At 64.9% G+C, this 25,098-nt stretch carries 27 protein-coding genes; 17 read left to right on the forward strand and 10 right to left on the reverse strand.

Annotated features, from left to right (window positions below; genetic code table 11):
• The first annotated feature begins 13 nt into the window (after positions 1–13).
• From GY769_15390 to GY769_15400, 3 genes are read left to right on the forward strand one after another with little or no spacing between them, the layout of a single operon-like run.
• Positions 14–871, forward strand: coding sequence for a hypothetical protein (locus GY769_15390; GenBank protein MCP4203305.1), 858 nt, complete (start codon positions 14–16; stop codon positions 869–871).
• A complete protein-coding gene (locus tag GY769_15395; GenBank protein MCP4203306.1) occupies positions 861–2,159 on the forward strand; it encodes an insulinase family protein in 1,299 nt (432 codons plus the stop codon). The genes GY769_15390 and GY769_15395 overlap by 11 nt, the downstream gene beginning before the upstream one ends.
• Before the next feature lies 1 nt (position 2,160).
• A complete protein-coding gene (locus GY769_15400; protein MCP4203307.1) occupies positions 2,161–3,372 on the forward strand; it encodes an insulinase family protein in 1,212 nt (403 codons plus the stop codon).
• A 57-nt stretch (positions 3,373–3,429) separates the two neighbouring features.
• On the opposite strand, the gene GY769_15405 is transcribed toward GY769_15400, so the two are convergent.
• Positions 3,430–5,139, reverse strand: coding sequence for a VCBS repeat-containing protein (locus GY769_15405; protein ID MCP4203308.1), 1,710 nt, complete (start codon positions 5,137–5,139; stop codon positions 3,430–3,432).
• 371 nt (positions 5,140–5,510) lie between these two features.
• Between GY769_15405 and gcvT the strand changes: the two genes are divergently transcribed.
• Genes gcvT through GY769_15420 form a run of 3 tightly spaced genes read left to right on the forward strand, consistent with a single transcriptional unit; the run spans position 5,511 to position 7,466 of the window.
• Complete coding sequence (gcvT, locus tag GY769_15410) at positions 5,511–6,635, forward strand: glycine cleavage system aminomethyltransferase GcvT (protein MCP4203309.1); 1,125 nt, start codon at positions 5,511–5,513, stop codon at positions 6,633–6,635.
• Between the two features lie 25 nt (positions 6,636–6,660).
• Complete coding sequence (gene gcvH / locus GY769_15415; GenBank protein ID MCP4203310.1) at positions 6,661–7,044, forward strand: glycine cleavage system protein GcvH; 384 nt, start codon at positions 6,661–6,663, stop codon at positions 7,042–7,044.
• 41 nt (positions 7,045–7,085) lie between these two features.
• On the forward strand, positions 7,086–7,466 hold the full coding sequence (locus tag GY769_15420) for a hypothetical protein (protein MCP4203311.1): 381 nt from the start codon (positions 7,086–7,088) through the stop codon (positions 7,464–7,466).
• A gap of 16 nt (positions 7,467–7,482) precedes the next feature.
• Here GY769_15420 and queA read toward each other — a convergent pair whose 3' ends face one another.
• Genes queA through GY769_15440 form a run of 4 tightly spaced genes read right to left on the reverse strand, consistent with a single transcriptional unit; the run spans position 7,483 to position 12,193 of the window.
• Entirely contained in the window at positions 7,483–8,538 is a 1,056-nt protein-coding gene (gene queA, locus GY769_15425) for a tRNA preQ1(34) S-adenosylmethionine ribosyltransferase-isomerase QueA (GenBank protein ID MCP4203312.1), read from the reverse strand.
• Positions 8,539–8,594: 56 nt separating this feature from the next.
• A complete protein-coding gene (locus GY769_15430) occupies positions 8,595–9,572 on the reverse strand; it encodes an ABC transporter permease (protein MCP4203313.1) in 978 nt (325 codons plus the stop codon).
• Positions 9,565–10,557: an ABC transporter permease gene (locus tag GY769_15435; protein MCP4203314.1), complete on the reverse strand. Its 993-nt coding sequence runs from the start codon at positions 10,555–10,557 to the stop codon at positions 9,565–9,567. The genes GY769_15430 and GY769_15435 overlap by 8 nt, the downstream gene beginning before the upstream one ends.
• A gap of 7 nt (positions 10,558–10,564) precedes the next feature.
• Positions 10,565–12,193 carry a hypothetical protein gene (locus tag GY769_15440; GenBank protein ID MCP4203315.1) on the reverse strand — a complete coding sequence of 543 codons (1,629 nt, stop codon included), beginning with the start codon at positions 12,191–12,193 and terminating at the stop codon, positions 10,565–10,567.
• Positions 12,194–12,292: 99 nt separating this feature from the next.
• Between GY769_15440 and GY769_15445 the strand changes: the two genes are divergently transcribed.
• A complete protein-coding gene (locus GY769_15445) occupies positions 12,293–13,684 on the forward strand; it encodes a hypothetical protein (protein MCP4203316.1) in 1,392 nt (463 codons plus the stop codon).
• Positions 13,685–13,700: 16 nt separating this feature from the next.
• Here the strand turns inward: GY769_15445 and GY769_15450 are convergent, their stop codons facing one another.
• Both GY769_15450 and GY769_15455 read right to left on the reverse strand, forming a co-directional pair.
• Positions 13,701–13,880 carry a hypothetical protein gene (locus GY769_15450; GenBank protein ID MCP4203317.1) on the reverse strand — a complete coding sequence of 60 codons (180 nt, stop codon included), beginning with the start codon at positions 13,878–13,880 and terminating at the stop codon, positions 13,701–13,703.
• A 21-nt stretch (positions 13,881–13,901) separates the two neighbouring features.
• Positions 13,902–14,783, reverse strand: coding sequence for an alpha/beta hydrolase (locus tag GY769_15455; GenBank protein MCP4203318.1), 882 nt, complete (start codon positions 14,781–14,783; stop codon positions 13,902–13,904).
• 93 nt (positions 14,784–14,876) lie between these two features.
• Between GY769_15455 and rplU the strand changes: the two genes are divergently transcribed.
• From rplU to GY769_15505, 10 genes are read left to right on the forward strand one after another with little or no spacing between them, the layout of a single operon-like run.
• Positions 14,877–15,191 carry a 50S ribosomal protein L21 gene (gene rplU / locus GY769_15460; GenBank protein MCP4203319.1) on the forward strand — a complete coding sequence of 105 codons (315 nt, stop codon included), beginning with the start codon at positions 14,877–14,879 and terminating at the stop codon, positions 15,189–15,191.
• 21 nt (positions 15,192–15,212) lie between these two features.
• Positions 15,213–15,473 (forward strand): 50S ribosomal protein L27, encoded by a 261-nt coding sequence (rpmA, locus tag GY769_15465; protein MCP4203320.1) that lies wholly within the window; start codon positions 15,213–15,215, stop codon positions 15,471–15,473.
• A 43-nt stretch (positions 15,474–15,516) separates the two neighbouring features.
• A complete protein-coding gene (obgE, locus tag GY769_15470; protein ID MCP4203321.1) occupies positions 15,517–16,518 on the forward strand; it encodes a GTPase ObgE in 1,002 nt (333 codons plus the stop codon).
• Positions 16,515–17,123 carry a nicotinate (nicotinamide) nucleotide adenylyltransferase gene (nadD, locus tag GY769_15475; protein MCP4203322.1) on the forward strand — a complete coding sequence of 203 codons (609 nt, stop codon included), beginning with the start codon at positions 16,515–16,517 and terminating at the stop codon, positions 17,121–17,123. The genes obgE and nadD overlap by 4 nt, the downstream gene beginning before the upstream one ends.
• Positions 17,120–17,500: a ribosome silencing factor gene (rsfS, locus tag GY769_15480; protein ID MCP4203323.1), complete on the forward strand. Its 381-nt coding sequence runs from the start codon at positions 17,120–17,122 to the stop codon at positions 17,498–17,500. The genes nadD and rsfS overlap by 4 nt, the downstream gene beginning before the upstream one ends.
• On the forward strand, positions 17,493–18,419 hold the full coding sequence (locus GY769_15485; protein ID MCP4203324.1) for a sigma-54-dependent Fis family transcriptional regulator: 927 nt from the start codon (positions 17,493–17,495) through the stop codon (positions 18,417–18,419). The genes rsfS and GY769_15485 overlap by 8 nt, the downstream gene beginning before the upstream one ends.
• Positions 18,420–18,428: 9 nt before the next feature.
• The gene (locus GY769_15490) at positions 18,429–19,730 is read left to right on the forward strand and encodes a nucleoside permease nupX (GenBank protein MCP4203325.1); all 1,302 of its coding nucleotides are present in this window, start codon (positions 18,429–18,431) and stop codon (positions 19,728–19,730) included.
• Between the two features lie 15 nt (positions 19,731–19,745).
• Positions 19,746–20,468, forward strand: a complete 723-nt coding sequence (locus tag GY769_15495; GenBank protein MCP4203326.1) for a methyltransferase domain-containing protein — start codon at positions 19,746–19,748, stop codon at positions 20,466–20,468.
• Between the two features lie 15 nt (positions 20,469–20,483).
• Positions 20,484–21,278: a glucose 1-dehydrogenase gene (locus GY769_15500; protein MCP4203327.1), complete on the forward strand. Its 795-nt coding sequence runs from the start codon at positions 20,484–20,486 to the stop codon at positions 21,276–21,278.
• A complete protein-coding gene (locus GY769_15505) occupies positions 21,275–22,048 on the forward strand; it encodes an SDR family oxidoreductase (GenBank protein ID MCP4203328.1) in 774 nt (257 codons plus the stop codon). The genes GY769_15500 and GY769_15505 overlap by 4 nt, the downstream gene beginning before the upstream one ends.
• Before the next feature lie 334 nt (positions 22,049–22,382).
• Here GY769_15505 and GY769_15510 read toward each other — a convergent pair whose 3' ends face one another.
• The 3 genes from GY769_15510 to GY769_15520 are packed head-to-tail and all read right to left on the reverse strand — an operon-like array spanning position 22,383 to position 25,087.
• Positions 22,383–23,159 carry a crotonase gene (locus GY769_15510; GenBank protein ID MCP4203329.1) on the reverse strand — a complete coding sequence of 259 codons (777 nt, stop codon included), beginning with the start codon at positions 23,157–23,159 and terminating at the stop codon, positions 22,383–22,385.
• Positions 23,160–23,189: 30 nt separating this feature from the next.
• Positions 23,190–23,909: a gamma-glutamyl-gamma-aminobutyrate hydrolase family protein gene (locus GY769_15515; GenBank protein MCP4203330.1), complete on the reverse strand. Its 720-nt coding sequence runs from the start codon at positions 23,907–23,909 to the stop codon at positions 23,190–23,192.
• Positions 23,906–25,087: a thiolase family protein gene (locus GY769_15520; protein MCP4203331.1), complete on the reverse strand. Its 1,182-nt coding sequence runs from the start codon at positions 25,085–25,087 to the stop codon at positions 23,906–23,908. Before GY769_15520 ends, GY769_15515 begins: the two co-directional genes overlap by 4 nt.
• Between the last annotated feature and the right edge of the window lie 11 nt (positions 25,088–25,098).

The raw sequence follows: 25,098 nt of genomic DNA on the forward strand, positions 1-25,098 counted from the left end.
AGTCTTTTTCGGATTGCGTAGAGTTCTTCACATCTCGGACGTCCACTTCGGTCCGCCGCACTTGCCCGACCTGTCGAAATCGATCGTGGGAATGGTCAATGTTCGAAGGCCCGATCTGGTGGTTGTATCGGGGGATCTCACCCAGAGAGCCAAGCCCGAGCAATTTCGGCAAGCTCGGGCGTTTGTCGACAGCTTGCCGGTGCCGTCGATCACGGTTCCCGGCAATCACGACGTGCCGTTGTGGCGCGTCTGGGAGCGGGTGTTCAACCCATACGGTGCCTATCGCAAGAACTTCGACAACAACCTCGAGCCACTCTTCGAAGACGAAGAGCTGTTGGTCATCGGCATCAACACCGCGCACGGCTGGACTTTCACCGAAGGCCGGATTCGGCTGGCGCGACTGCAGCGAGTGGCCCAACGGCTTGAGCGTGCGCCGGAGGGCCTGTTCAAGGTTGTGGTGGCTCACCACCATCTGATTCCTCCGCCCCGCTTCGGCACCCAGCGAGTGCTGTCGAACGCGGCGGAAGCGGTGGACCTCTTCTCGAGCGCCGGGGTCGATCTCATTCTCTCGGGTCACCAGCATCAGTCCTTTATCGCGAACTCCGAGGAGTTCTACCCCAAGGGGCGACCACCGGTGGTCATCCTGCACTCCGGCACGACCACCTCCAATCGGGGGCGAGGCAGTGAGAAGGACAAGAACACCTGCTACTGGATCGAGCTGGACAGTGAGCTGATCCGGGTTTCGCTGCTGCGCTGGGAAGACTCGCTCCACCGATTCACCGAACAGAGCCGACATCTCTATCCACGCCAGAAAAGGGTGCCGTATTCTCTCGAAGGGCTCGGCTTCGGCTCGTTCGACAGTGCCGATTGATTCTCCCCGATACACCATTGATCGCTGGCTCGGCCCGCTCCGGGGCATCGAGCGGTACCGGCTGGACAACGGACTGGAGGTTCGGCTGGTGCCTAGCTCGCAGGCCCCGATTGTGGTCGCGTCTCTCTGGTATCGGGTAGGCGCTCGGGACGAGCCCCCGGAGTACAGCGGCATCGCTCACTTTCTCGAACATATGATGTTCAAGGGCAGCGACCGCTTTCCCATGGGCTCGATCGATCGACTGACCCAGTCACTCGGCGGTGACAACAACGCCTTCACGAGCCATGACGTAACGTCGTACTACTTCAGCTTCGCGAGCGAGCACTGGCAGACCGCGCTCGAGATCGAGGCGGACCGCATGGAGCACTTGACTCTGGACGAGCGCGAGATCGAGCGCGAGCGCGAGGTGATCCTGGAAGAGATCTCCATGTACGAGGACGATCCCTGGGATGCCCTGGAACTGCGCACCAGGGAGACCTACTACCGGGGCTATCCCTACGGGCGACCGATCCTGGGGAGGCGCGAGACCGTGCGAGCCATCGACCGGAATGCGCTCGAGAGCTTCTACCGGGCCAACTATGGTCCCGACAATGCGGTTCTGGTCTTGGCCGGCGACCTCGGAGGCGGGGCCCTGGCCGAAGTCGAGACTCGGCTCGGCAAGCCGAGGCCGATTGGCATCGACCGTCGAGCGCCGCGAGGCTCATTCGCCATACCCGATGAGCTGCGGCGAGTGCGCCACGACAAGGGCAGGAGCCCGCGTCTTCTGGTGGCGCTGCCGGCGCCGCGGGCGGACCACGATGACTTCGCTCCCTGGCGACTGTGGATGACGGTTCTCGGCGGGGGCCGCTCGAGCCGCCTGCATCGGCGTCTGGTCGACGAAGGCAAGCTCTGCAGTGCGATGTCCGCCGAGTTGACCGAGGCGGCCGGGCCCGGTGTCGCGATGATCAGCGCCGAGCTGCTGCCCGGAGTCGAGCCGGCGCGAGTCGAAGACCTGGTCCTCGACGGACTCCGTGAGCTGCTGCGCCATCCTCAGTCGCCGGTCGAGCTCGAGAACGCCAAGCGCATGCTCTTGGCGGATTGGGTTTTCGGCCTGGAGCGCATCCTCCGTCAGGGACTTGCGGTCGGACAGGCGGAGGCGGTATTCGACGCGGGCTATCCGGAGCGCCACCTACGCGGTCTCCTGGGCTGCGAGTCCGAAGACCTCGAGACCGTGGCTCGCCGCAACCTGACCACGGCCGGCGGAGATCTCGGAGGGGTGGTCGGTTGGGCCCGGGCGGGAGCCGACTGAAATGGCATCGATTCGAGTTCGGCGGGTTCCGGGTGCGCCGGTGGTCGCGGTTCGGGTGTGGTTGCCCGGGGGTAGCACCGCGGAGACGTTGCCGGGCCAGGCGCTGGTGAGCGGCAGGCTTCTGCTCGAGGGCACGCGAACGAGAAGCTGGCGAGTGATCTCGGAAGCGGCGGAGAAGCGGGGAGCCGCGATGGTTGCCGACGCCGGCTACGAGGCTCAGGGTCTTGCGATCGACGCGCTTGCCGACGACTGGGAGCTGGCTCTGGACTGGGCTGCCGAGTTGGTTCTAAGCTCGGTCTTTCCGCAAGAGCGCTGCCGATGGCTCGCACGACAGGCCGCGGCAGAGCTCGAACAGCTTGCCGACCATCCGGACGTCAAGACTTCGTGGGCTTTCGCCCGGCAGCTTTACGGCACAGGGGCTCGTGGCCGCCCGCTTCAGGGCAGCGTCGAGAGCCTAGAGAGTCTGGAGGCCGAAGCCTGCGAGTCCTTTCACCGGTCTTGCTTGCAGCGAGGTGCCATCGTCACCGTCGCCGGAGACATTGTCGAAGGCGCCGTCGAGGCCAAGCTCCTCGGCCTGTTCGGCGGCTTGCCGAGTCCCGGCGGCCTTCCCTCGACACCCGCGGACTCCGGCGGCGAGACCGTGTCTCATCAAGAGGTCGAGCTCGAAGAGTCCGAGCAGGCGCATTGGTTTGGAGGCGCCGTGACCGCATCGCGCAGAGATCCCGACTACTGGCCCCTGGGCCTGGTGGGGATCGTCCTCGGTGCCGGGGGGCACCTGAACGGACGGATAAGTCGTCGGGTCCGAGAGCTCGAAGGTCTGGCATACAGCTGCAGCATTGCCACCGTCGCCGGCGCCGGGCGCGAAGCCGGCAGCTTCACCGTTGCCGCGGGAACCTCGCCCGAGCGCGTCGATGAGGTGGGAGTGGCCGTCGCCGAGGAGCTCGAGGCTCTGGTGCATGATGGAGTCACCCAAGAGGAGCTTCGCGATGCGCGTGCCTATCTGCTTGGAAGCGAGCCGTTTGCGCGCGAGACCGCTCGCCAATGGGCCACGCTGCTGGCTCAGGCCGAGCTCTTCGGCGTTCCCCTCGACGATAGCGGCTGGGTGACCGATCGCTGGCTCGCCGTAACCGAGGGGAGGGCTCTCGAGGTGGCGCGCCTGCACCTCGATCCCCGCCGCCTCAGGGTGACCGTAGGGAGGGGACACAAACTCTAATGCGAGGCCCGAACTGCGAGCCTACCTGGACTAGAGTCGCATTACGAATTGTGTCCCCTACGGCGGCAGGACGAGGTAGACGTCCGAGGGCGGGTCCAGAAAGCGCATGCGCCCGGTACCGCGGTCGACCTCGAGCTCCAGGGGTGGTTCGCCGCCGAGGCCGACGGTGACCCTGAGGTCGCTGACCGAGCAGTAGCTGCCGTCCGTGCGGGCGGTACGACTAATGGCGCGCTTGGACTTGGTCAGCACATGAACGCGATCCCCTCCTTTTGTGCGGGCGATTCCCAACCATCGCTTCCCCGGCGCCGCCTGGTTGGCGAGCATCCGGGCCGGGCCGTTGTTGTTGAAAACAACCAAATCGACGCCGCCGTCGTGATCGAGGTCTCCGGTCGCCAGTCCTCGACTGACCTCTGACAGAGTGAAGGCTTCGCCGGCGCTGGAGGAAACTTCCTCGAACGATCCGTCACCGCGATTGCGATGTAGCTGATTGGGCTGGTCGAGAGGGTAGATGTCGCCCTGCGCGGCCAGATCCAGAAGGATTCGTACTGCACCGTTGGCGATCGCGAGGTCCGGCCAGCCGTCGTTGTCGAAATCGATCGGAGCCACACCGAAACTGGTGTAGGGCATGCTCGGTGCCGCCAGGCCGGTCTCCCGGCTGCGGTCTTCGAACAGGCCGTCGCCGAGATTGCGATAGAAGGTATTGGATTCCTCGGCCAGATGAGTGAGGAAGAGATCTTCGCTGCCGTCGCCGTCGAAGTCCGCGGCGGCGAGTCCCATGCTCGCTTCGGGAGAGCCGTGTCGATTCAGCGCGGTGCCCGAGAACAGGGCGTCGTCGGCGAAGGTGCCGTCGCCGCGGCCCAGCCACAGGTGGTTGGCCTCACCGTCGTTGGCCACATAGAGATCGAGCCGGCCGTCGCCGTTGAAGTCGCCGGAGATAACGCCGAGGCCGGCGCCGCGCGCCCGGCCAACTCCCGACTTCACCGAGATGTCCTCGAAGGTCCCGTCGCCCCGGTTGCGCAAAAGCAGATCGCTTTCCGACGTAAAGGCGCTCGGGCCGCAGTAGTCCAGTGCCGACGTCGAGGCGAAGCATCTCGGGTTCTCGTCGACGTCGAACTGCACGTAGTTCGCCGCGAACAGATCGAGGTCTCCGTCCTGATCGATGTCGACGAAGGTCGCGCTCGTACTCCATCTGGGGTCGTCGGCGCCGCTTCCGGCAGTCACGTTTTCGAACGACCCATCACCGCGATTGCGCCAGAGCTGATTCGAGCCGTAATTGGTGAGATAGAGGTCGAGGTCGCCGTCGTCGTCGTAGTCGCCGGCCGCGAGGCCCATGCCGTAGCCGGTGTCGCGAAAGCCGGCGGTGACCGAGACGTCGACAAAGGCGGCGGCAGCCTTTCCTGCCGCGGTCTCGTGGAGGTCATTGCGATACAGCCGATCCCCGAGCGGTTTGTCAATCGGAAAGAGCGCCTGGTCGAGTGTCTCTCCGGTTGCGAGAAGCGTCCCCTGGCGGAAGAAGAGGTCGAGGTCGCCGTCACCGTCGAAGTCGACCAAGCCGCCGCCCTGCCCGGTCATTTCTGGGAAGTAGAAGGCTCCTACCATGCCATTGAAGTGGCGAAAATCCAGCCCGGCCTCGGCCGAGCGGTCCTGGAAGGTCGGCTTGCCCGTTGCGGCACTCAACGCCGCTGCGCCGGCGACCAGAATCAGAACCCCGGTGATGGCTTCGCCGACTCGGAATGTTCGCGTGTTGTTATCGTGAGATTCGCACAAGGTCGCTAAGCCTAGCATCGAGAACGGGATGGACGGACTGCCGGCAACTTTCCACAGTTGCTGTGGAAAACACTGAGGAAATGGATGTGGAAAAAGCACGGATCGAAGCTCACGACGCGGGTTCCAACGGATTGAACAAGGGATTGTGCAATGATTCTAAGTAGTTGAATCCTTGCGACTTATGGGAATCACGCGAACTCGCTCGAGACCTGTCGTGAGGCTCCCCCGGCTTTTCCACAAGAGATTCTGTCCAGTACCTAAACGTCTGTGGATCAAGAACTTAGCTACCGCGCGGATTGCCGGTCTGTGAATTGCCGCCCTTGGTTGCTATAGTTCGCGCCGCGCTTCGCCCCGCCGCTGGCTTCCTGAAGATGACGGAACCCGATTCACTCAGAAGATCGCCGCTCGATGCCGAGCACCGGGCCGCCGGCGCAAAGATGGCCCCGTTCGCCGGCTGGAGCATGCCAGTGAGCTACACCGGCGTCATGGAGGAGCATCGGGCGGTTCGATCGACGGCCGGTCTCTTCGATGTTTCGCACATGGGAGAGGTGATCGTAGCCGGGGGACAGGCCGAGGCGTTCTTGCAGCTGGCAACGCCCAACGACGTCGGCAAGCTCGAGCCGGGGCAGGCTCATTACAGCTCGTTGTTGACCGAGGCCGGGACCTACATCGACGATCTGCTCATCTACCGGTTGGCCGCGGAGGAGTTCCTGCTGGTGATTAACGCCGCCAACGCCGAGAAGGACCTCGAGCATCTCCATGCCGTCGCCAGGCGTGAGTTCGGAGACGGCGCCGATCTGTCGATTCGGGACGCGACCGATTCGTTCGCGCTTCTTGCGCTGCAGGGACCGCGAGCCGCGGCGCTGCTGACTCCGCTGGCCGACGAGCCGCTGGATACGCTGGGCTACTACCGTTGCAGATGGAGCTGCGTGGCGGGCAGGAAGGTTTTTCTCGCCCGTACTGGATACACGGGTGAGGACGGTTTCGAGATCTTCGTCGATGCCGAAGCCGCGGGCGGGCTCTGGCGGGAACTGATGACGGCCGGCCGGAGCCACAGTCTGGCGCCGGCAGGATTGGGTGCCCGCGATACCCTCCGAACGGAGGCCGCGATGGCCCTCTATGGCCACGAGATCGACGACACCACGACGCCATTCGAGGCGAGGTTGGGATGGACGATCAAGCTCGACAAGGGGCCTTTTGTGGGGCGCGACGCACTGATCGAGGCCAAGTCCAGGGGTCCCGCTCGCAAGTTGGTCGGGTTCGAGATCACCGGTCGTGGCATCGCGCGCCAAGGCTACTCGGTGTTCGTGAACGGAGCTTCCGTGGGCACGGTCACTAGTGGTACCTTCAGTCCGACGCTCGAGAAGGCGATCGGCATGGCTTATGTGCCGAGTGAGTTAGCCCGGGTCGGGCGTGAGATGGAGATTGAACGGCGTGGGCGCAGGCTCTCGGCCGTGCAGGTGAAGCTACCGTTCTACAAGCGCGAAACGACCTAACGCATGAACCCTGGGGGGTTGAGAGATGTATCCGCAGGACTACAGATACTCGAAAGACCATGAGTGGGTGCGAGACGAGGAAGACACCGTCGTCGTAGGCATCACGGATTTTGCACAGAGCGAGCTCGGCGACGTCGTCTACGTGGAGCTGCCCGAGGTCGGTGCTACGTTCGAGACCGATGATGAAGTCGGGACGATCGAGTCGGTCAAGGCCGTGGCGGAAGTCTATACGCCCCTTGCGGGCGAGGTCGTAGAAATCAACGAGGCGCTGGTCGACGGACCCGAGAAGGTCAATGACGACCCCCACGGCGAAGGCTGGCTGTTTCAGCTGCGGGTCTCGTCGCCCGGACAGGCCGACCAGCTCATGACGGCCGAGGCCTACGAGGCCTTTATTCAAAGCGAAGGTTGACCGGCGGCGGAATCAGAGCTTCGGCACGAGCCGAGCTCGGGATGCTCCTCTTCTTCTTGATCTGCTGGGTAGTGTTCTGCGTCCATGCGCTGGCCGGGTACCCCCTGGCCGGCTACCTGCGCCTCAACCTCTACCACCTGTATGGACTGGCGGCGAGCGGCGGTTGGCTCCTGGGCAACCTCGCGGTCGGTCGGGAGCGACGCTTCGAGCGCCAGGGCGGCGATCCGCTGCCACCGGCGACTCGTCGACGCCTGTTCTTTCTGGAGCTGCTGGCTCCGGGCGGAGCTCTCTTTCTGTTGTGGTCGCTCGCGCCGAAGCCGATACGGATCGGGGTTCCGATGGCGCCGATCTACGCGACGGGAGTCTTCGTCCTGTTCTTTCTCGTGCCGGTGAGCCTGAAACGCGTGTTCGGCCCCAAATAGCCAGCCGGCCTCCCGCTCAGCGACCTAGGCCCTCGTAGCGGTCGAGCAGCATGGCGTCGCCGTACGAATAGAACCTATAACCGCGCTCCACGGCGAGCCTGTAGGCGTCGAGCACGCGCCTCCGGCCGGCGAATGCCGAGACCAGCATCAGCAGCGTAGAGCGCGGCAGGTGGAAGTTGGTCAGCAGCCGGTCCACCACCTTGAACTCGAAGCCGGGCTTGATGAAGAGCTCGGTCGAGCCCTTGGCGGCAACGAGACCACCGGGTGAGCGCACCGCGGACTCGAGGGTCCGTACCACCGTTGTACCCACCGCGACGATCTGGCCGCCGCTCGCCCGGGTCCTCTCGATTGCCAGAGCGGCGCTGTCGTCGATCTCGAAGCGCTCGGATTCCATTGTGTGGTCGTCGATGCGGTCGACACTCACCGGCCGGAAGGTCCCGGGCCCCACGTGGAGAGTGAGCTTGGCGACTCCGATGCCGCGCGCCTCGATTCTCCCCAGCAGGTCCCGGTCGAAGTGAAGACCTGCGGTTGGAGCCGCGACCGCACCGGGGACCTCGGCGTAGACGGTCTGATAGCGGTCGCGATCGGTGTCGGTGTCGTCGCGGGCGATGTATGGGGGCAAGGGCACATGGCCGAGTTCCGACAGATGCCGTACCGGGGGCGAAGAGAACCGAAGCAATAGGCGATCCGGCGCCAGGTGCTCGAGAACCTCCACCCGCAAGTCGTCGTGGAAGAGAATCCGAGTGCCTGGCCGCATCCGCTTGCGCGGCCGACCCAGACAGATCCACTCGCTGGCCCGATCGATTCCTGCCTCGGGGTCGCGAGGAGCGACCAGGAGGATCTCCGCCCGACCTCCGCCCGGCCGCCGGCCAAACAGGCGAGCCGCGAGGACGCGGGTGTTGTTGACCACCAGAAGATCCCCGGGGCTGAGCATCTCCGGCAGTTCGGAGATCTGATGATCCTCGGGCCGGCCGATCGAGGGCACGGTCAGCAGGCGGCTACGACCGCGCTCGAGCGCCTGCTGAGCAATGAGCTCGGGGGGCAGATCGTAGTCGAAATCCGATGTCAGCACTGGCCTGATCTTCTCACCAGCGTTCGTTGCAGCAGAGCGTTGGTGAGAAGGCCGGGCTAAGAGGCCTCCGCCGGGCCTCGCCGCAGCCGGGACTGCAGATCGTCCCCCACCAGGTTGAAGGCAACGACTGTGATGACGATCGCAAGCCCGGGCAGTGTCGACGTCCACCAAGCGGTCGCGATGTCCGGAACACCGTCGGCAATCATGTTGCCCCATGACGGCGTCGGCGGCCGGATACCCAACCCCAGAAACGACAGCGCGGCTTCGAGGAGCAGGACGTCACCGATTCTGAGCGTGGTTGCCACCACGACGGGAGCCGCCGCATTGGGTAGCAGGTGACTGATCAGGGTTCGCAGCTGGCTCGCGCCGGAGGCTCTCGCCGCGAGGGCCATTTCGGTGTTCTTGAGCCGCAGCAACTCGGCTCGCACTAGCCGACCCACGGACATCCAGCTGGTCGCACCCAGGACGACGATGACGGTGATCGGACCGGCATTCAGGAACGCTGCCAGGGCGAGTAACAGAAAGAGCCTGGGGAAGGCGACGAAGCCGTCGACGAGTCGCATGAGCGCGGTGTCGGCTAGCCGTCCTCCCACGGCGGCCGCGCTGCCGACGATCACGCCCAGGAGACTCGCCAGCACGGCCGCCAGGAGGGCGACCGCCAGAGAGACCCGGCTGCCGTGCAGGAGGCGAGCCCAGACGTCGCGGCCGACCCGGTCGGTTCCAAGCGGAAAGAACCGCTCGCGCGTGATTCGTCCGCGCTCGGTTCGCTGGATCGACTCCGTCGGAATCAGACGGCTCCCGTCCTCGGTCGTGGCGGCCACACCGTCGGGAGTAACCTCGACTCTGCGCGCCAGAAGGCGGCTGCCGTCTCGGCCAAGGACCTCGAAGCGCCTCGAACCCGGAGCCAGATTGGCGCCGTTGACGGGGTCGTATTGGACGGTCGGATCGGCTTGGCTCAACCAGGGGGCCAGCACGGCCACGAGCACCAGGGTAAACAGCACGGCGGCGCCGAGTCCCGAATCACTCCTACCCACGATGGGCGATCTCCCTGCGGACCCGCGGATCGACGGCGGCATGCCCGAGATCCGCGAGCAGATTGCCGCAGACGACCATGGTCGCCGCCAGAAGCGTGGCGCCGAGGATGACTGGGTAGTCTCGGGCCAGGATCGCACTGTAGGCGAGCCTGCCCATCCCCGGCAACGAGAACACCACTTCCGTGACCAACGCGCCGCTGATCAGGTAAGGCAGCGAAAGACCAGCGATCTGGATGACCGGCACCAGGGCGTTCTTGAGCGCCAGCACCCACAGAATGCGTCCCTCGCCGACTCCGGCGGCTCGCGAGCTGCGGATGAAGTCCTCGTGGCCAACCTCGAGAAGGGAATTGCGCACGAATCGGGTCACGCCGCCGGCCATCGCCAGACCCAGGACCGAGGCCGGCAGCACCAGATGATGAGCGGTATCCAGCAGCCGCCGCGGCGACGACCAAGCGCCCCAGTCGAGGGCCTCGATCGAGGATATGCCGCTCGCCGGGAACCAGCCCGCCCGGTAGCTCAGCAGCAGCAGGGCCATCAAGCCGAGCCAAAAATGGGGAGTGGAGTAGAGAATTAGGGACAGCCATCGCACTACCCGGTCGGTTAGCGAGCCCTGGCGGCGAGCGGCCAATGCGCCGAGCAGGATTCCGACTCCGAACTGAATCAAGAGGGCTGTGATCGCCAGCACCGCGGTCGGCGCCAGGTGGTCGGCGAGAACCCGGGTGACCGGCCGGTTGTGGGTGAACGAAAACCCCAGGTCGGCGCGCAGAACAACCGAGCCGAGCCACCGGACGTACTGCTCCGGCAGGGGCCGATCGAGGCCTAAGGCGTGGCGCAGCTGATCCTGCTGGGCCTGCGACATGCGCGCGTCGAGGTATCGCGTCGTCGGGTCGCCCGGCGCCAGGTGGACGGCGAAGAAGGCCAGAGTCAAGACGATCCCGATCACCAGGATGGCGGTGACGGTGCGCCGAAGAAGAAACCCAGTCAAGGATTCCCTACGAGGAAACGGGCGCCAGCCACCACTCGTCGAGGTTGAAGTACGCGCTCAGCGGATTCGGCTGTGCGTTCTTCACCTTCTTGGACACGCCGTAGTGGCGCATCGGCTCCCAGAGGAAGGTGTAGGGCTGCTCCTCGTGGAGAATCTCCTGGATGCGGTGGAGCGGGGGAGCGGCATCCTCGGGTCGTGCCGGGCGCCTGGCGAGCGCGATCAGCTCATCGACCTGGGCGTTCGAGTAGCAGCCGTAGTTCTTGCCGTCTTCGATGGAGTCGGTGTGGAAGGCGTAGGTGAGATTGAGTGACGTGTCGATTCCCCAGGCGCTAATGATGGCGTCGACACCGTGGCTCTGATGCCGGGCCCAGAGCGAGTTGAACTCGAGCAGGCTCACTCGAGCTTCGACGCCGATTTTTCTGAGTTGCTCCTGGACGAGGACGGCAACGTCCGCGCGGATCTGATTGTCGCCGTTGGTTGCGAGCTCGAATGAGAACTTGCGGCCGTCCTTGTCCAGGTAGCCGTCGCCGTCGTCATCACCCCATCCGGCCTTGGCCAGGAGTCTTCGGGCTGCGTCGGGATCGTAGGGCCAGGGCACGAGGTCGGGGTTGAAGGCCCAGACCGATGTGAGGATCGGCGACACGGCCGGACGAGCGGATTCCCCCCACAGGGCTTTGACGATCGATTCACGATCGATGGCCAAGGTCATCGCCTTCCGGATACTCGCGTCCTCGAACAGACCTTGGCAGCCGTTCCAACCGATATAGGTGTACTGGCGATGCCACTTCGAGATCAGATCGGTGCGCCCGGATCTCTCGACGTCCGCGGCGCGTTTCGGAAGCACGTGCTCGACGAAATCGACCTGTCCCGCCAACAGGTGCTCGACCTGGTTGGTCCGGTTCGGGATGACCCGAAACACCAGTCGGTCGAGCTTGGGATATCCCTGTCGGAAGTGGTTCTCGTTACGCTCCAGGACGATCTGTTGCTGAGGCTGCAGTCTGGCCAGCATGAACGGTCCGGAGACGACAAGGTTGTCGAGGAACCAGGTTTCGTTGCCGCGCCACTCGGAAAACGGCAGCTTGGACCACGCATGCTTGGGAAGGATCACGCCTTCGTTGAGATCGCTCAGACGGGACGAGTAGACCTCGGAGAAGCGGAACTCGACGGTGTGGTCGTCGAAGGCGACGACCCGCTCGATGGCGTCTTTGCTCTGAGCCTCTTCCCAGGCGACTTCGGGATTGACCTGAGCCGTATAGGTCCAGACGACGTCGGCGGCCGTAATGGGAACCCCGTCGCTCCATTCGATTCCAGGGCGCAGGAGGAGTCGAAGCGTCTTGCCATCCTCTGACCAGGTGTAGTCTTGCGCCAACTCGGGCTCGAAGGTGGGCGGATGCTCGGCGTAGTCGGGCTGTTCCTGGAACAGGGACAGAAACAGCTGGTCGAGAATATCCTGCTCGAAGCGCGATCCGCCTCCGGTCAGCTGGTTGACGCCGGTGATGTCGACCCCTGTGGCGATGACGACCGTACCCCCGCGAGCCGACTCGTTGCCGGTCGTATAGGTCCCGCCGGGGGCTCGGTCGCAGGCGGTGAACGAGGCGACGAGCACGGCGCAACCGAGCGCAAGCCGGCCGGACATCGGAGCTCCGTACTGAGGGTTCTTCATTGACCGGAGGGTTTTTGCCATCGTAGCGAATGCCTCGGAGACGGTCAATCGGAATGCTATTCTGCTTCGGTCATGGCGGGCGAGCCCAACCCGATTTCGCGCAAGCTGGTTTTCGGTTCGATTCTTTTGAGCCTCTTCGTGATGTTGGACCTCGGTCTGCTGGGGTGGTTGATCTTCCGATCTCTGTCGGAGCGCGAGATTCAGCAGGTGCTGTTGGAAACGGAGGCCGAGGCCAGGGGCTTGGCGGAGCGGCTGGGGGAGCGTATCGAAGAGGAGCAGGGCGACAAGGACCTCTACACGGTGGTAGCGATCGAGCGGGAGCTCCAGACCTACATCGACGACGTGTTGAACAAGCGAGATATCGTCCAGAGCGTCGAGATCCGCGACCGCGAGGGCAAGCTCGTGTTTCACAGCCGCACCGAAGCCGGAATGATCGAAGGGGATGCGGGGCCACTGCGGATGGAATCGATGGAGATTCCGCCGAACATCGAGCAGAAAGTGGTGGAGCGTGACGGAAGGTACGAGCTGGATGCGCCCATCGGTGAGGTCGGTTTCGTCCGAATCGGTTTGAGTGAAGTCGAGCTGGGCAAGCGAATCAACGTGCTCCGTGGGCATCTGTTGCGTCAAACGGGGCTCATCGCCGCTGTGACGCTCGCCATCATGGCGATGGCCTACCTCATCATCTGGCGCCTCTGGACGCGGGGCCGCATTCTCGAGGCCAAGGCCTTCGAGGCCGAGCGGCTGGCCTACATCGGAACGTTGGCCTCGGGCCTGGCCCACGAGATCCGCAATCCCCTGAACTCCCTCAATCTCAACATGCAGATGTTGGAAGAGGAGACGCACGCGAGCACCGGGGGATCGACCAGAAAGCTGCTCTCGATCACCAGATCCGAAATCGGGCGCCTCGAACGCCTGGTCACCGATTTTCTTCAGTATGCGAAACCCAGAGCGCTCGATCTGGAGGAGGTTCCGGCGAGCACTCTGCTTCAGAACTGCCGCGACCTTCTCGAGCGGGAGGCCCACGCCGAGGGCGTCGATCTGGTCGTCGAAGATCGGTCCGCGAGTGCTCGGGTGGCCGTAGATACCGAGCAGATGTCGCAGCTCCTGCTCAATCTCGTGCGCAACGGCCTGGCCGCTGCCAAGGCCAGCGGGCGCGAAGCCGAGGTGCGTCTCATCGCCCGCCGGGAGCACGGCCGCGTACTGCTCGAGGTCCTCGACAACGGCGCCGGCATTCCCGCCGGCGAGCTACAGCGGATTTTCGAGATCTTCTACTCCACCAAGCGCGGCGGCACCGGACTCGGACTGGCGGTGGTCGAACGCATCGCCAGCGCCCACGGAGCAGAGCTTTCGGTTCAGAGCACTCCCGACCTCGGAACCCGATTTCAGGTAGCTCTGCGTGAACTGCCCGCCGAACCGCTGGCGCGGCCCCTGACAAGGGCGGCCGAAGGCTCGGCGGGCGCTTAGTGTCCCGTGCGGAACACTAGTGCCCGGACTCGGGATCCGACCCCATCGTGTCGAGATCGTCTTCGGTAGCGAACTCGTCCGGCTCTTCGTTGCCGCAGACCGTGCACAGAATCTCGACGAGCTTGCCTTCGGCCCACTCGAAGGTGTAGCAGGGCGTCTCGCAGTTGAGACAGACCAGGAAATCAGGCTCGGACATAACGCTCCTCCAACCGCTATTCTAAGCCGCCGAATGGGCACCGGGGCTCCCGCCATCCGAGCGCTGCTGGAGCCCCTGAAGTCGAAAGCGGTCGATGGCTCCTGCCATCTGTCCGGGTTTCTCCCAGTGAATGGCGTGTCCGGCGTCGGGGAGGGTCACCAGCCAGGAGTGGGACAGATGGTGCTCCATGGCACGGGCGACCTCGAGGCTGAAAAGGCCGTCATGCTCGCCCCAGAGAAGGAGCGTCGGTTGTCGGATCGTGGCGAGATCCTCGGGTCCGTAGGCGTGGTCCGGAGTGGTCGACCGGAGGACGTGCCTGACCGCCGGTGAGGAATAGACTTGCAGAAAACCCCTCCGCGACAATTCGATAACGAAGGGCGTTCGGTGAAAGAGCGCCTGGTAGAGCCGGTCGACGTCGTCGAGGCCAGCGACGGTGGTGAGATCCTGGATCCGCTCCCAATCCTGATCCCGGTAACCTCCGGCGTCGACGAGTACGAGCCGTTCCAGCAGATCGGGCCTCTCCAGCGCCACTCGTACCGACATCCAGCCTCCGAGGCTGATTCCGGCCAGAGTCACGGCGCGACCGGGTGCCCACCACTCGATCAGCGCCGTGACTGCCTCGCTGCCCTCCACCACGTTGAGTCCACCGTTCGGACAAACCGTGCCGCCCAGAACCGAGAGCTCCGGGATCAGGAGCTTGACCTCTTTCTGTAGTCGTTTGACGGCCGCGATCCAGGCTAGCGCGGTCGCGCCGAGACCGTGCAGGAGGACCCAGCGTTCGCCGTCCGGCGGGCCGATCTCGTAGCAAAGCAGGGTCGTGTCGCCGACTTCGTGCTTCACTCTCCGGGCTCCCAGGGCCCTCAGAACCGCCGCCGTCCAGACGTAGTAGAGCTTGAGCAGCACGCGGCGGACAATAGCACCGGCACCCGTTGACCCGATGTTCGGGGTATGCTAATTTTCGCTTCCTCGCGCGTTAGCGCCCAGGAGGAGTTCGTCATGTACGCAGTGATCGAAACAGGTGGAAAGCAGTATCGGGTCGAGCCCGGGGATGTACTCGACGTCGAACGTCGCGACTTGCCGGAAGAGTCGAGCGAACTGCGTTTCGACCGGGTGCTGATGGTGCGAGGTGACAAGGACGTGCAGCTGGGCACGCCCCTGGTCGAGGGGGCTTCGGTGACGGCGACGTTGGTCGACGAAGTCCGCGCCCCCAAGATCATGGTATTCAAGTTCAAGCGACGCAAGGGGTACCGGCGTCTGATCGGGCATCGGCAAGATCTGATGCGAGTTCGAATTGATAAGATCGAAGCCTAGTAGGCTTATTGGAGTTCGCTCATGGCACACAAAAAAGGACAAGGCTCCAGCCGCAACGGCCGCGATTCCAATCCGCAGAACCTGGGCGTCAAGCGCTACGGGGGCCAGAAGGTGACCGGTGGAACGATCATCGTGCGCCAGCGGGGCACCAAGATCTTTCCGGGCGTCAACGTCGGACGTGGCAAGGACGACACCTTGTTCGCGAAGACCGACGGTGTCGTCGAGTTCAAGCGCCGAGGCCGTTCGCGCCGCGTGGTCAACATCACGCCCGCCGCGGACTAGAACGGGCCACACCGGGTGAGCGCCTAGCGCTTATGCGGCCGTTGTGAATTTCATCGACGAAGCCGACCTTCACGTGTGTGGAGGTCGAGGCGGAAACGGCTGCATGGCCTTTCGCCGCGAGAAGTCCGTTCCCAAGGGAGGTCCGTCAGGTGGCGATGGCGGTCGGGGCGGCTCTGTGCTGCTGGTCGGCGATTCGGGCATGAACACTCTCTATCCGCTCCGGCACCAGAGGCTATACGCGGCCAAGAGGGGCCAGCACGGAGAAGGCTCGAACAAGACCGGCCGCTCAGCCGAGGACTTGCGAATCAAGGTGCCGTTGGGAACCCAAGTCTTGGATGCCGGTGGATCTCTGCTGGGCGAGGTTCTGAGGCATGGTGAGGAGCTGTGCGTCGCCAAGGGCGGAGACGGCGGCCGGGGCAACGCGCGTTTCGCGACGTCCACCAACCGCGCGCCGCGGCGTAGCGAGCCCGGCTACGAAGGCGAGGAGCGCGACATCCACCTACAGCTCAAGCTGCTCGCCGACGTTGGCGTCATCGGCCTGCCCAACGCCGGCAAGTCGACGTTCATTCGCACGGTGTCGGCGGCTCGGCCCAAGGTGGCCGACTATCCGTTCACGACTCTGGTCCCCAATCTCGGCGTCGTTGACGGTGGTTACGACCGCCAGCCGTTCGTAATCGCGGATCTGCCCGGTTTGATCGAAGGCGCCGCCGACGGTGCCGGCTTGGGACATCGTTTCCTTCGCCACATCGAGCGCTGCAGGATCCTGCTGCATTTCGTGGATCTGTCAACGGGCGAAGCGAGCTCGGTGGCCGATCTGGAGGTTCTGGAAAAGGAGCTGGGCGCCTATGCCGCGGAGCTACTGGAGCGCCCGAGGTGGATCGTCGGGACCAAGCTCGACGCAGCCGTCGAGGAGCGTCGCGGTGAGCTGGCGGCCGCGGCGCAGGCTCGCAACTTGCCGTACTATGAGATCAGTTCGGCAGCCCGCTTGGGCACCGCCGAGCTGATCGGTGGCCTGGAGAGCGTGCTCGCGCGTCTGGACACATGAAACTCGGAATCTTCGGTGGTTCGTTCGACCCCATTCACTCAGGGCATGTGATCCCCGTGCGCAGGGCGGCCGAGGTTCTCGGCCTGGACCGGGTCTTCTACCTTCCCACCGCGCGTCCGCCTCACAAGCCCGGCCGCCAGTTCGCGCGCTCTCAGCGCCGCTTCGCGATGGTGGAGATGGCTCTGCTCGACGAGCCCGATTTCGAGGTCTCGGCCTGGGAGTTGACCCCGGGAGAGCGCGCTTACACCGTCGACACGGTCGAGCGCTTTCATCGTCGGGACCCGTCGGACGAGCTTCACCTCATCGTGGGAGCCGACTCGTTCAAACAGCTCCCGACTTGGCGCAGATGGCGCGACATCGTAAGGCTCTCGTCTCTCGCCGTTCTGACTCGTCCCGGCTGGGACTACCGATCGGTGGAGCAGAGTCTTCCCGAGGAGCTGAGAGACGTGGTGACCGCGGGTAGGGTTACGTTCGTCAGAAACCAGCCGGTCGAGATCTCGTCGACCGAGCTCCGCCATCTGTTCCGCACCGGCGCCGAACTGCCCGAAGGGGCCGTACCGGACCTGGTGGTAAAGTACATACGGAAGTACTCCCTTTATAGATGAGCCACGACGTCGCCGTTCGTTTGGATATCCCCGAAAAGCTCCGTGGCGTCGTCCGATCGGTTCTCGACCGCAAAGCCGTGGATTTGCGCGTTCTCCACATCGGCGACGTAAGTGACTTCACCGAGTTCTTCCTGATTTGCAGCGGTACCAGTGAACGCCAGGTTCAGGCGATCGCCGACGCCGTGGTCACCGGAGCCAAGGAAGCGGGAATCCGCCCGCTGGGGGTAGAGGGCTACAGCCACGGTAGTTGGATTCTGGTCGACTATGGAGACATGGTGATCCACATCTTCAGCTCGGACAATCGAAGCGTCTACGGGCTCGAAAAACTGTGGAGCGATGCCACCGACATCACCGACACCTTTCTGAGCGGTGACTGAGCTCCCGCCGGGCCTGGGTGTCTTAGCCCGATCTTCACCTTCGATCCGCGAGCTCTATCGCCAGGCCGACCGTGCCGCCAAGAGCCGGGCGCCGGTGCTGATTCTCGGCGAGCCGGGCACCGGGCGCTCGACGCTGGCTCGCGAAATCCACGCCGCGGGCGGGCGGGCCGCGGCGGTGCTGGTCGAGGTCGACGCGGCGGCGATACCGGCGAGCCTCTTCGAGAGCGAGTTCTTCGGCCACCAGGTCGGCGCGTTCACCGGCGCCGAGACGGCGTCCGAAGGTCGGGTCGGGAAAGCCAGCGGCGGTTCTCTGCTGCTCGATCACGTCGAGGACATTCCGCTTTCGGTCCAGGCCAAGCTGCTCCGGCTCTTGAGCGAAGGTCGCTACGTGCCGCTCGGTGGTCGCGAGCTAGAGGCCGATGTGCGCTTTTTTGCCATCGGCTCGCACGAGCTCTCAGAAAGAGTGGACAACGGCAGCTTCAGGGAGGATCTCTACTACCGTCTCGAGGTGGTGACCCTGGTCATCCCGCCGCTGCGCCAGCGTCTGGCAGATCTCGAGCCGCTGGTCGAGTTCTTCCTTGCCGATCTGTCGGAACGATTCGACAAGGGTAGGCTCACTCTCAGCGGGCGAGCTCGGGGGTGGATGTCCAAGTACTCGTGGCCCGGGAACCTGCGCGAGCTGAGAAACGTGCTCGAGCGGGAAGTGGTGCTGGCCGAGGTCGCCGCCGCCGGCGCCCGGCTCGATCCCAGTCCGCCGTTGGGCTCGTCCGAGGTTCCGCGAAGCTTGACCGAAGTGGAAAGTGAGCAGATCCAGCGCGCGCTCGCCTTTACCCGGGGCCATCAGGGACGGGCCGCCGAGGTCCTGGGTATCAGCCGTAAGGCCCTGTGGGAAAAACGAAAGCGGTACGGACTGCCGTAGACTCGCCTCTTGAGCCATCTCAATCTCATCTCGCTCGTGGGCTGGTTCGCACTGTGTGGCCTGGCCTGGCTCGCCGGCGGCTGCCGGCGGCCCATCCCCTGGCGCACATTCTGGGGTTCGACAGCGCTGGTGTTCGGGCTCGGCGCCGTGGTCTTCTTGCTGCCAGCAACGCGCGGCGTGCTTCTGGTCCTGAACGACATCGTCCTCGGTCTTCTCAGCAGCAGCGCCAAGGGCGCCGAGTTTCTGTTCGGTCCGCTGGCGCTCTCTCCAGGGCAGGCCACCGGAGCCGGCGAGCCCTCCATAGGCTTCGTGCTCGCCGCGCAGGTCCTGCCGGCAGTCATTTTCTTCGCCTCGATCATGGCGGTGCTGCACCACTTCAGGCTGGTCGAGCCGGTCGTGAGGTTCTTCGGCCGGGTGTTTCAACGGACCCTCAGGCTCTCGGGCGCCGAGGCTCTGACCGGCTCGATCCACATGTTCTTCGGCGTCGAGACGGCCGCGGCGGTACGTCCATATCTGGGCGGCATGACCCGGTCCGAGTTGTTGACGGTGGTCGCCTCGAACCTCTCGACCGTGGCCTCGACCACGCTCGCGGTCTATGTGATCTTTCTGAAAGAAGCGTTCCCACAGATCGCGGGGCATCTTCTTTCGGCCTCTCTACTTTCGATTCCGTGCTCGGTTCTGGCAGCCAAGCTGATGCTGCCCGAGACCGAGACGCCCGAGACCGCCGGCGAGGTTCCGACCATGGCGCGAGAGGAAGAGCACTCGAGTGTCATGGGCGCTCTGGCCGCCGGTGCCTGGGACGGACTCAAGGTCGCGGCCGGAATCACGACGATCTTGATCGCCGTGCTCGGGCTGGTGGGTGTTTTGGATCTTCTGCTGGGGAAGATTGGCGGTGTCTTCTTCCAGCTGAACGAACCGCTGACCATAGCGGGAATCCTGGGCTGGCTATTCAGGCCGCTGGCCTGGCTGCTCGGCATCGAGGCCGGCGACCTGCCGACGGCGGGGAAGCTCCTCGGCCAGCGGCTGATGCTGACCGAGGTGGTCAGCTATCAAGAGCTCGGCGCGCTCGCGTTAGCCAAGGAGCTATCGCCGAGAACGATTCTCGTACTGTCCTACGCGCTGTGCGGCTTCGCTCACGTCGGCGGCATGGGGATCGCGGTCGGCGGTTTTGGCGCTCTGGCGCCGAGCCGGCGCGAAGACCTGGCCGCCCTGGCGTTGCGAGGCCTGGTCGCGGCGACGCTGGCCACGCTGCTCACCGGTGCCCTGGCCGGTGTCTTCTTTCACGGTCAGGCGGGGATTCTGGGGCTGTAGCATCTGGGGGCCATCGTGTCGTTCTCCAATGTGTATGACGACGCCGAGCGAGCTGAGGCCTATGCGACACTCGAGTTCCCGGGCACGTACTATCTGGCGTATCGCGATCTGCCTGCGATTCTCGCCGAGGAGGTCACCGGAAGTGCCGCTCTCGATTTTGGCTGCGGCGCCGGCCGCTCCACGAGGTTTCTGAAGAAGCTCGGTTTCGATGCGATCGGTATCGATATTTCGAGCAGCATGATTCAGCAGGCCAAGAAGATCGACCCGAATGGGACCTATCAACTGGTGGACGAGGGCGACTTTGGCCTCTTTGGACCTCGGTCCTTCGATCTTGTCCTGTCCGCGTTCGCGTTTGACAACATCCCCGGCGTCGCAAAACGGCGCGGCCTATTGCGCGGCTTGCGGCGATTGCTCAAAGACAAAGGCCGGATTGTCCTGCTCGGTTCAACGCCCGAGATCTACACGCACGAGTGGGCCTCATTCACCACCAAGGCCTTTCCGGGGAACCGCCGCGCGAAGAGCGGAGAGAGCGTTCGGATCGTGATGAAGGACGTCGAGGATGGGCGCCCCGTGGAAGACCTGATCTGGTTTCACTCGGACTATCTGAGCCTCTTTGAGGCATCGGAACTCCGGCTCGCAGCTCACTACCAGCCGCTCGGGCTCGAGGACGAGCCGTACGAGTGGCTGACCGAGGCCTCGATCGCCCCCTGGGTCACCTACGTACTGGGCAAGAAGTAATAGTCAGGAGGCCGGATGAAACCACCCGAGGCACCGAAGTTGGCAGCCCTCATCGATCTGTCGGGGAAGGCCGCTTTGGTTACCGGAGCGGGACGCGGCATTGGGGCCGGGATCGCCCGCCGCTTTGGCCAGGCGGGCGCCGCGGTGGCGGTGCACTACCGGTCGAGCGCCGATGGGGCTCGCGCGGTCGTGGAAGAGATCGAGGAGACGGGGGGGCGGGCGATCGCGCTTCATGCGGACGTGACCGATGGCGCGGAAGTCGCGCGCCTGGTCGACGAGACCGTGAATGCTCTCGGAGATCTCGACATCCTGGTCAACAACGCCGGCATCTACCCGGTGAGCCCGCTTCTGGAGATGGCGGACGAGGAGTGGGACGCGGTCGTGGACGCCAACTTGAAGAGCGTGCACGTTTGCACGCGGATCGCGGCCGCGAGAATGGTCGCGCAGGGCGGCGGCGGAGCCATCGTCAACATCGCCTCGATCGAGGGCCTGGCGCCCGCGAAGCTGCATGCCCACTACACCTCGGCCAAGGCCGGGGTCCTCATGCACACTCGGGCAGCGGCTCTGGAGCTCGGCCCCGAGGGCATACGAGTCAATGCGGTCGCGCCGGGTCTGATCTGGAAGCCCGGCATCGAAGAGGACTGGCCGGAGGGAGTCCAGAGGTGGCTCGAGGCGGTGCCGTTGGGTAGTCTGGGCCGGCCGGAGGACGTGGCCGATGCTTGCCTGTTCCTGGCCTCGCCGGCGTCCCGGTGGGTCACGGGCGCGTCGATCGCGGTCGACGGCGGCATGCTCTCAAAGGCGGTGTTCTGATGATGCTCGACGGCAAAGTCATTCTGGTAACCGGCGCGGGAAGCGGGATCGGTCGCGGCATCGCCCAGGCTCTCGCGGCGGAAGGCGCCAGGGTCGCGGCGAGCGACCTCGAGATCGAATCCGCGGAGGCGACCGTCGCATCTCTGGCCGAGGGCGCCAAGGCGATCGCGCTCGGTCTCGACGTAACCGACTCGAAGGCGGTAGCAGCCGCGGTCACCGATGCGGCAGGCCTGTTCGGTTCAGTCGACGGGCTGGTCAACAACGCCGGCGTTTTGCGCATGCGGCCCGCTCTGGAGTCTGACGACGCGGACTGGGTCCCGCAGTTCGACGTCAATGCTCGAGCGCTTCTGACCTGCTGCCAGGCGGCGGCAAAGCAGATGATCGACCAGGGCGGGGGCTCGATCGTCAACGTCGCGTCCAACGCCGGCAAGGTCGGCTATCCCAACATGGCGGCCTACAACGCCTCCAAAGCCGCGGTGATCAGTCTCACTCGCTCGCTCGCCTCCGAGTGGGCTCCGCACGGCATCAATGTCAATGCCGTATGCCCAGGCGGCGTCGCCACGCCGATGCTCGACGAGGTCGCCAACTGGGTCGGCAAGCGCGAGGGCCTGGATCCGAGCGAATTGGTCGCACAGATGTACCCGGCGCAGCTCCGGCGCCACGTCGCGCCGATCGAAGTCGGTCGCGTGGTCGCGTTCCTGCTCTCCGAACGCGCGACGATCATCCGCGGCCAATCGATCAACGTCGACGGCGGCGACACGCCGTACTAGTCGCTGCCGTTGGAGCGGTCGACCACCGCTTGCCCTTGAGCGAAGCGAAGGGTGTCGACCGAATCGATAGTGTCGCGCCGGTGTCGCCCCTTCGCGAACGAAGAGAGGTTCGCTTCGGGGCGCACGCGGCGCTCCTTCAGGCACTGAATCCAAAGACCAGGAGGGGAGCCCCGATTGTAGCGGTCGACGCCCGCTTGCCCTTGAGCGAAGCGAAGGGTGTCGACCGGCTTGGCAGACAACAGGCGTCGACGGCGGGCCGCCTGCCGAACTGCCGCCGAACGTGCGGCGGCGAGAGAAAAGACTTCGCTTTGCTCAGAATGACGGTAGAGAGAGTCTACCGCCCCTTCCACTCGGGCTTGCGCTTGCCCAGGAAGGCCGCTACGCCTTCTTCCTTGTCCTCGGACGAGAAACATAGGCAGAAGAGGTCGCGCTCGTAGTTGACGCCGTCGTCGACCGAAGTGGACCAAGAAGCGCGCACCGCCTGTTTGGCGACCTTGAGCGTCAGCGGGCTCTTCGAGCCGATGCGCTCGGCGAGCTCCAGGGTCTTCTCGCGCAGCTCCTCGGGCGGGAAGGTGAGCTCGACCAGGCCCATGCTCTTGGCTTCGTCGGCGCCGATCATGTCGCCCGAGAGCACCAGGCGCATGGTCTGCCCCAGGCCGATGAGGCGCGGCAGACGCTGGGTGCCGCCGCCGCCCGGAATCAGCCCCAGATTGATCTCCGGCTGGCCGAAGCGGGCCTTCTCGGACGCCACGCGAATGTCACACGAGGACGCCAGCTCGCAGCCGCCGCCGAGGCAGAAGCCGTTGATCATGGCGATCACCGGCTTGGGAAAGTCGGACATGACGTCGAAGACCCGCGGGCTCGCCATGGCGTCGCGCTGATCAAAGGGTGAACGACCCTCGAACTCACCGATGTCGGCGCCGGCTATGAATGATTTCTCGCCGGCCCCGGTGATGACCACGACGCCGATGGCGTCGTCGCTCTCGATCGCCTCCAGATGGGCCATCATGTCGACTCGAACCTGCTCGTTGAGAGCATTCAGCTTGTCCGGCCGGTTGATCGTCAGGACCGCGGTGCGCCCCACGTCTTCGCGAAGTACTGCTTCTCCCATTGTGTTCCTCCAGTGGGTTCGTAGGTTGTCTTATCCGGAGTTCTTCGAGCCGACGGCCTTCGCGAAATGCTGCCAGAGCCGGCGCTGCGGCGGCAGCTCGAGCAGGTTCTCCGGGTGCCATTGCACCGCTCGCAGCCACCACCCCTCGTCGCGGTGCTCGGCGACTTCCAGGACTCCGTCCGGGGCGTAGGCCACCGGCTTCATCTCCGGAGCCAGGTCCTTGACCGCCTGGTGGTGCCGGGAATTGACCTCGGCCTTGCCTTCCGCGAGCGTCTCGCCGAGGGGACTCGACGTGTCGGTGACCTCGACGGGATGCGCCAGATGATCTTCCGGCTCTTCGAAGTCGTGATCGGTCGTATGGGGCAGCTGACTCGGTAGATCCTGCCAGAGGGTTCCCCCCAGAAAGACGTTGACCACCTGCAGGCCCCGGCAGATGGCCCAGATCGGCGTCTTGGCAGATTGCGCGCCTTTCATCAGGGACCATTCGATTCGATCCAGCTCCGGCACCAGGGTGAGATTGGCGTTCGGGCGGGCTTTCTCTCCGTAGCGCTCGGGCTCGATATCCGGACCTCCCGCGAGAACCAGCCCACCGGCCTCGGCCGCGAGCTGTTCGAGCGTGTCGTCGTCGGTCCCGTCGTCCTCGGGGCTCACGACGATCAGGCGCTGGCCGTCGATGCCGACGGACTGCAGCGCGTGCAAGTAGTTCTCGGCCTTGCGGCGGCTGCGAATGCAAACGACGACGCGGTTCACGAGGTCTTTCCGCCGATTCGCTCTACCAGAGCCGCCAGGCCCAGGCCGCCGGACACGCAAAGGGTCGCGATGCCGCGCCGGCCGTCTCGAGGCTCGAGACCATGAAGCAGGGTGACCAGAATTCGCGCACCGGTGCAGCCGATGGGATGCCCGAGCGCGATGGCGCCGCCGTCGGGGTTGACCCGGTCGCGCGCGAACGGTAGCTCTTCGAGGCACGCCAGCGCCTGACTGGCGAAGGCCTCGTTGAGCTCGACCCGGTCGATCTGGTCGTAGTCGAGTTGGTTGCGCTCCATGATCGCCCGCACCGCGGGCACCGGGCCGATACCCATGATCCTCGGGTCGACGCCGACGACCTCCCAGTCGATGAGCCGGGCCATCGGCTCGAGGCCGTGCTTCTCGACCGCTGCGGCGGAGGCGACCAGGATCGCGGCGGCGGCGTCGGTGATGCCCGAGGCGTTGCCCGCGGTCACCGTGCCGCCCTCGCGAAACACCGGCTTGAGCTTGGCAAGGGACTCGGCCTTGACCCCGTCCCGCGGATGCTCGTCCCGGTCGACCGTGACGACGCCCTTTCGAGACTTGACCTCGATAGGAACGATCTCGGCTTCGAAACGGCCTTTCTCGCGGGCCGATTGGCAGCGATTCTGGGTCTCGGCGGCATAGGCGTCGGCAGCCGCGCGATCGACGTGCTTGGCTTCGTTGGCGAGCTCCTCGGCGGTCTCGCCCATGACCATCTCCGAGAGCGGATCGTTGAAACCGTCCTTGTACATGCCGTCGGTGAGCTCGGCGTGCCCCAGCCGGTACCCCCAGCGCGCTCGAGGCAGAAGATACGGCGTGTTCGACATGCTCTCGGTGCCGCCGGCCAGGACCAGCTCGGCCTCGCCCAACAGGATCGCCCGGGCGCCGTCGAAAACCGCCTGCAGACCCGAGCCGCAGGCCTGGTTTATCGTGAAGGCCGGCCTCTCGACCGGCACAGCGGCTCGGTACGAGATCTGGCGGGCCGTGTTGGGTCCGCCTCCCGCCTGGCGGGCGTGGCCGAAGATGGTCTGATCGACCGCTTCGCCCGAGATCCCCGCCCGCTCGAGGCAGGCTTTGGCGGCGGCGGTGCCCAGGTCGGCGGCGGTCAACGAAGCCAGCGCGCCGCCGAACTTGCCGATCGGCGTGCGCACCGGCGCTACCAGGAAGAGGGGCT

The organism is bacterium (assembly GCA_024224155.1).
Lineage (GTDB): Bacteria > Acidobacteriota > Thermoanaerobaculia > Multivoradales > JAHEKO01 > CALZIK01.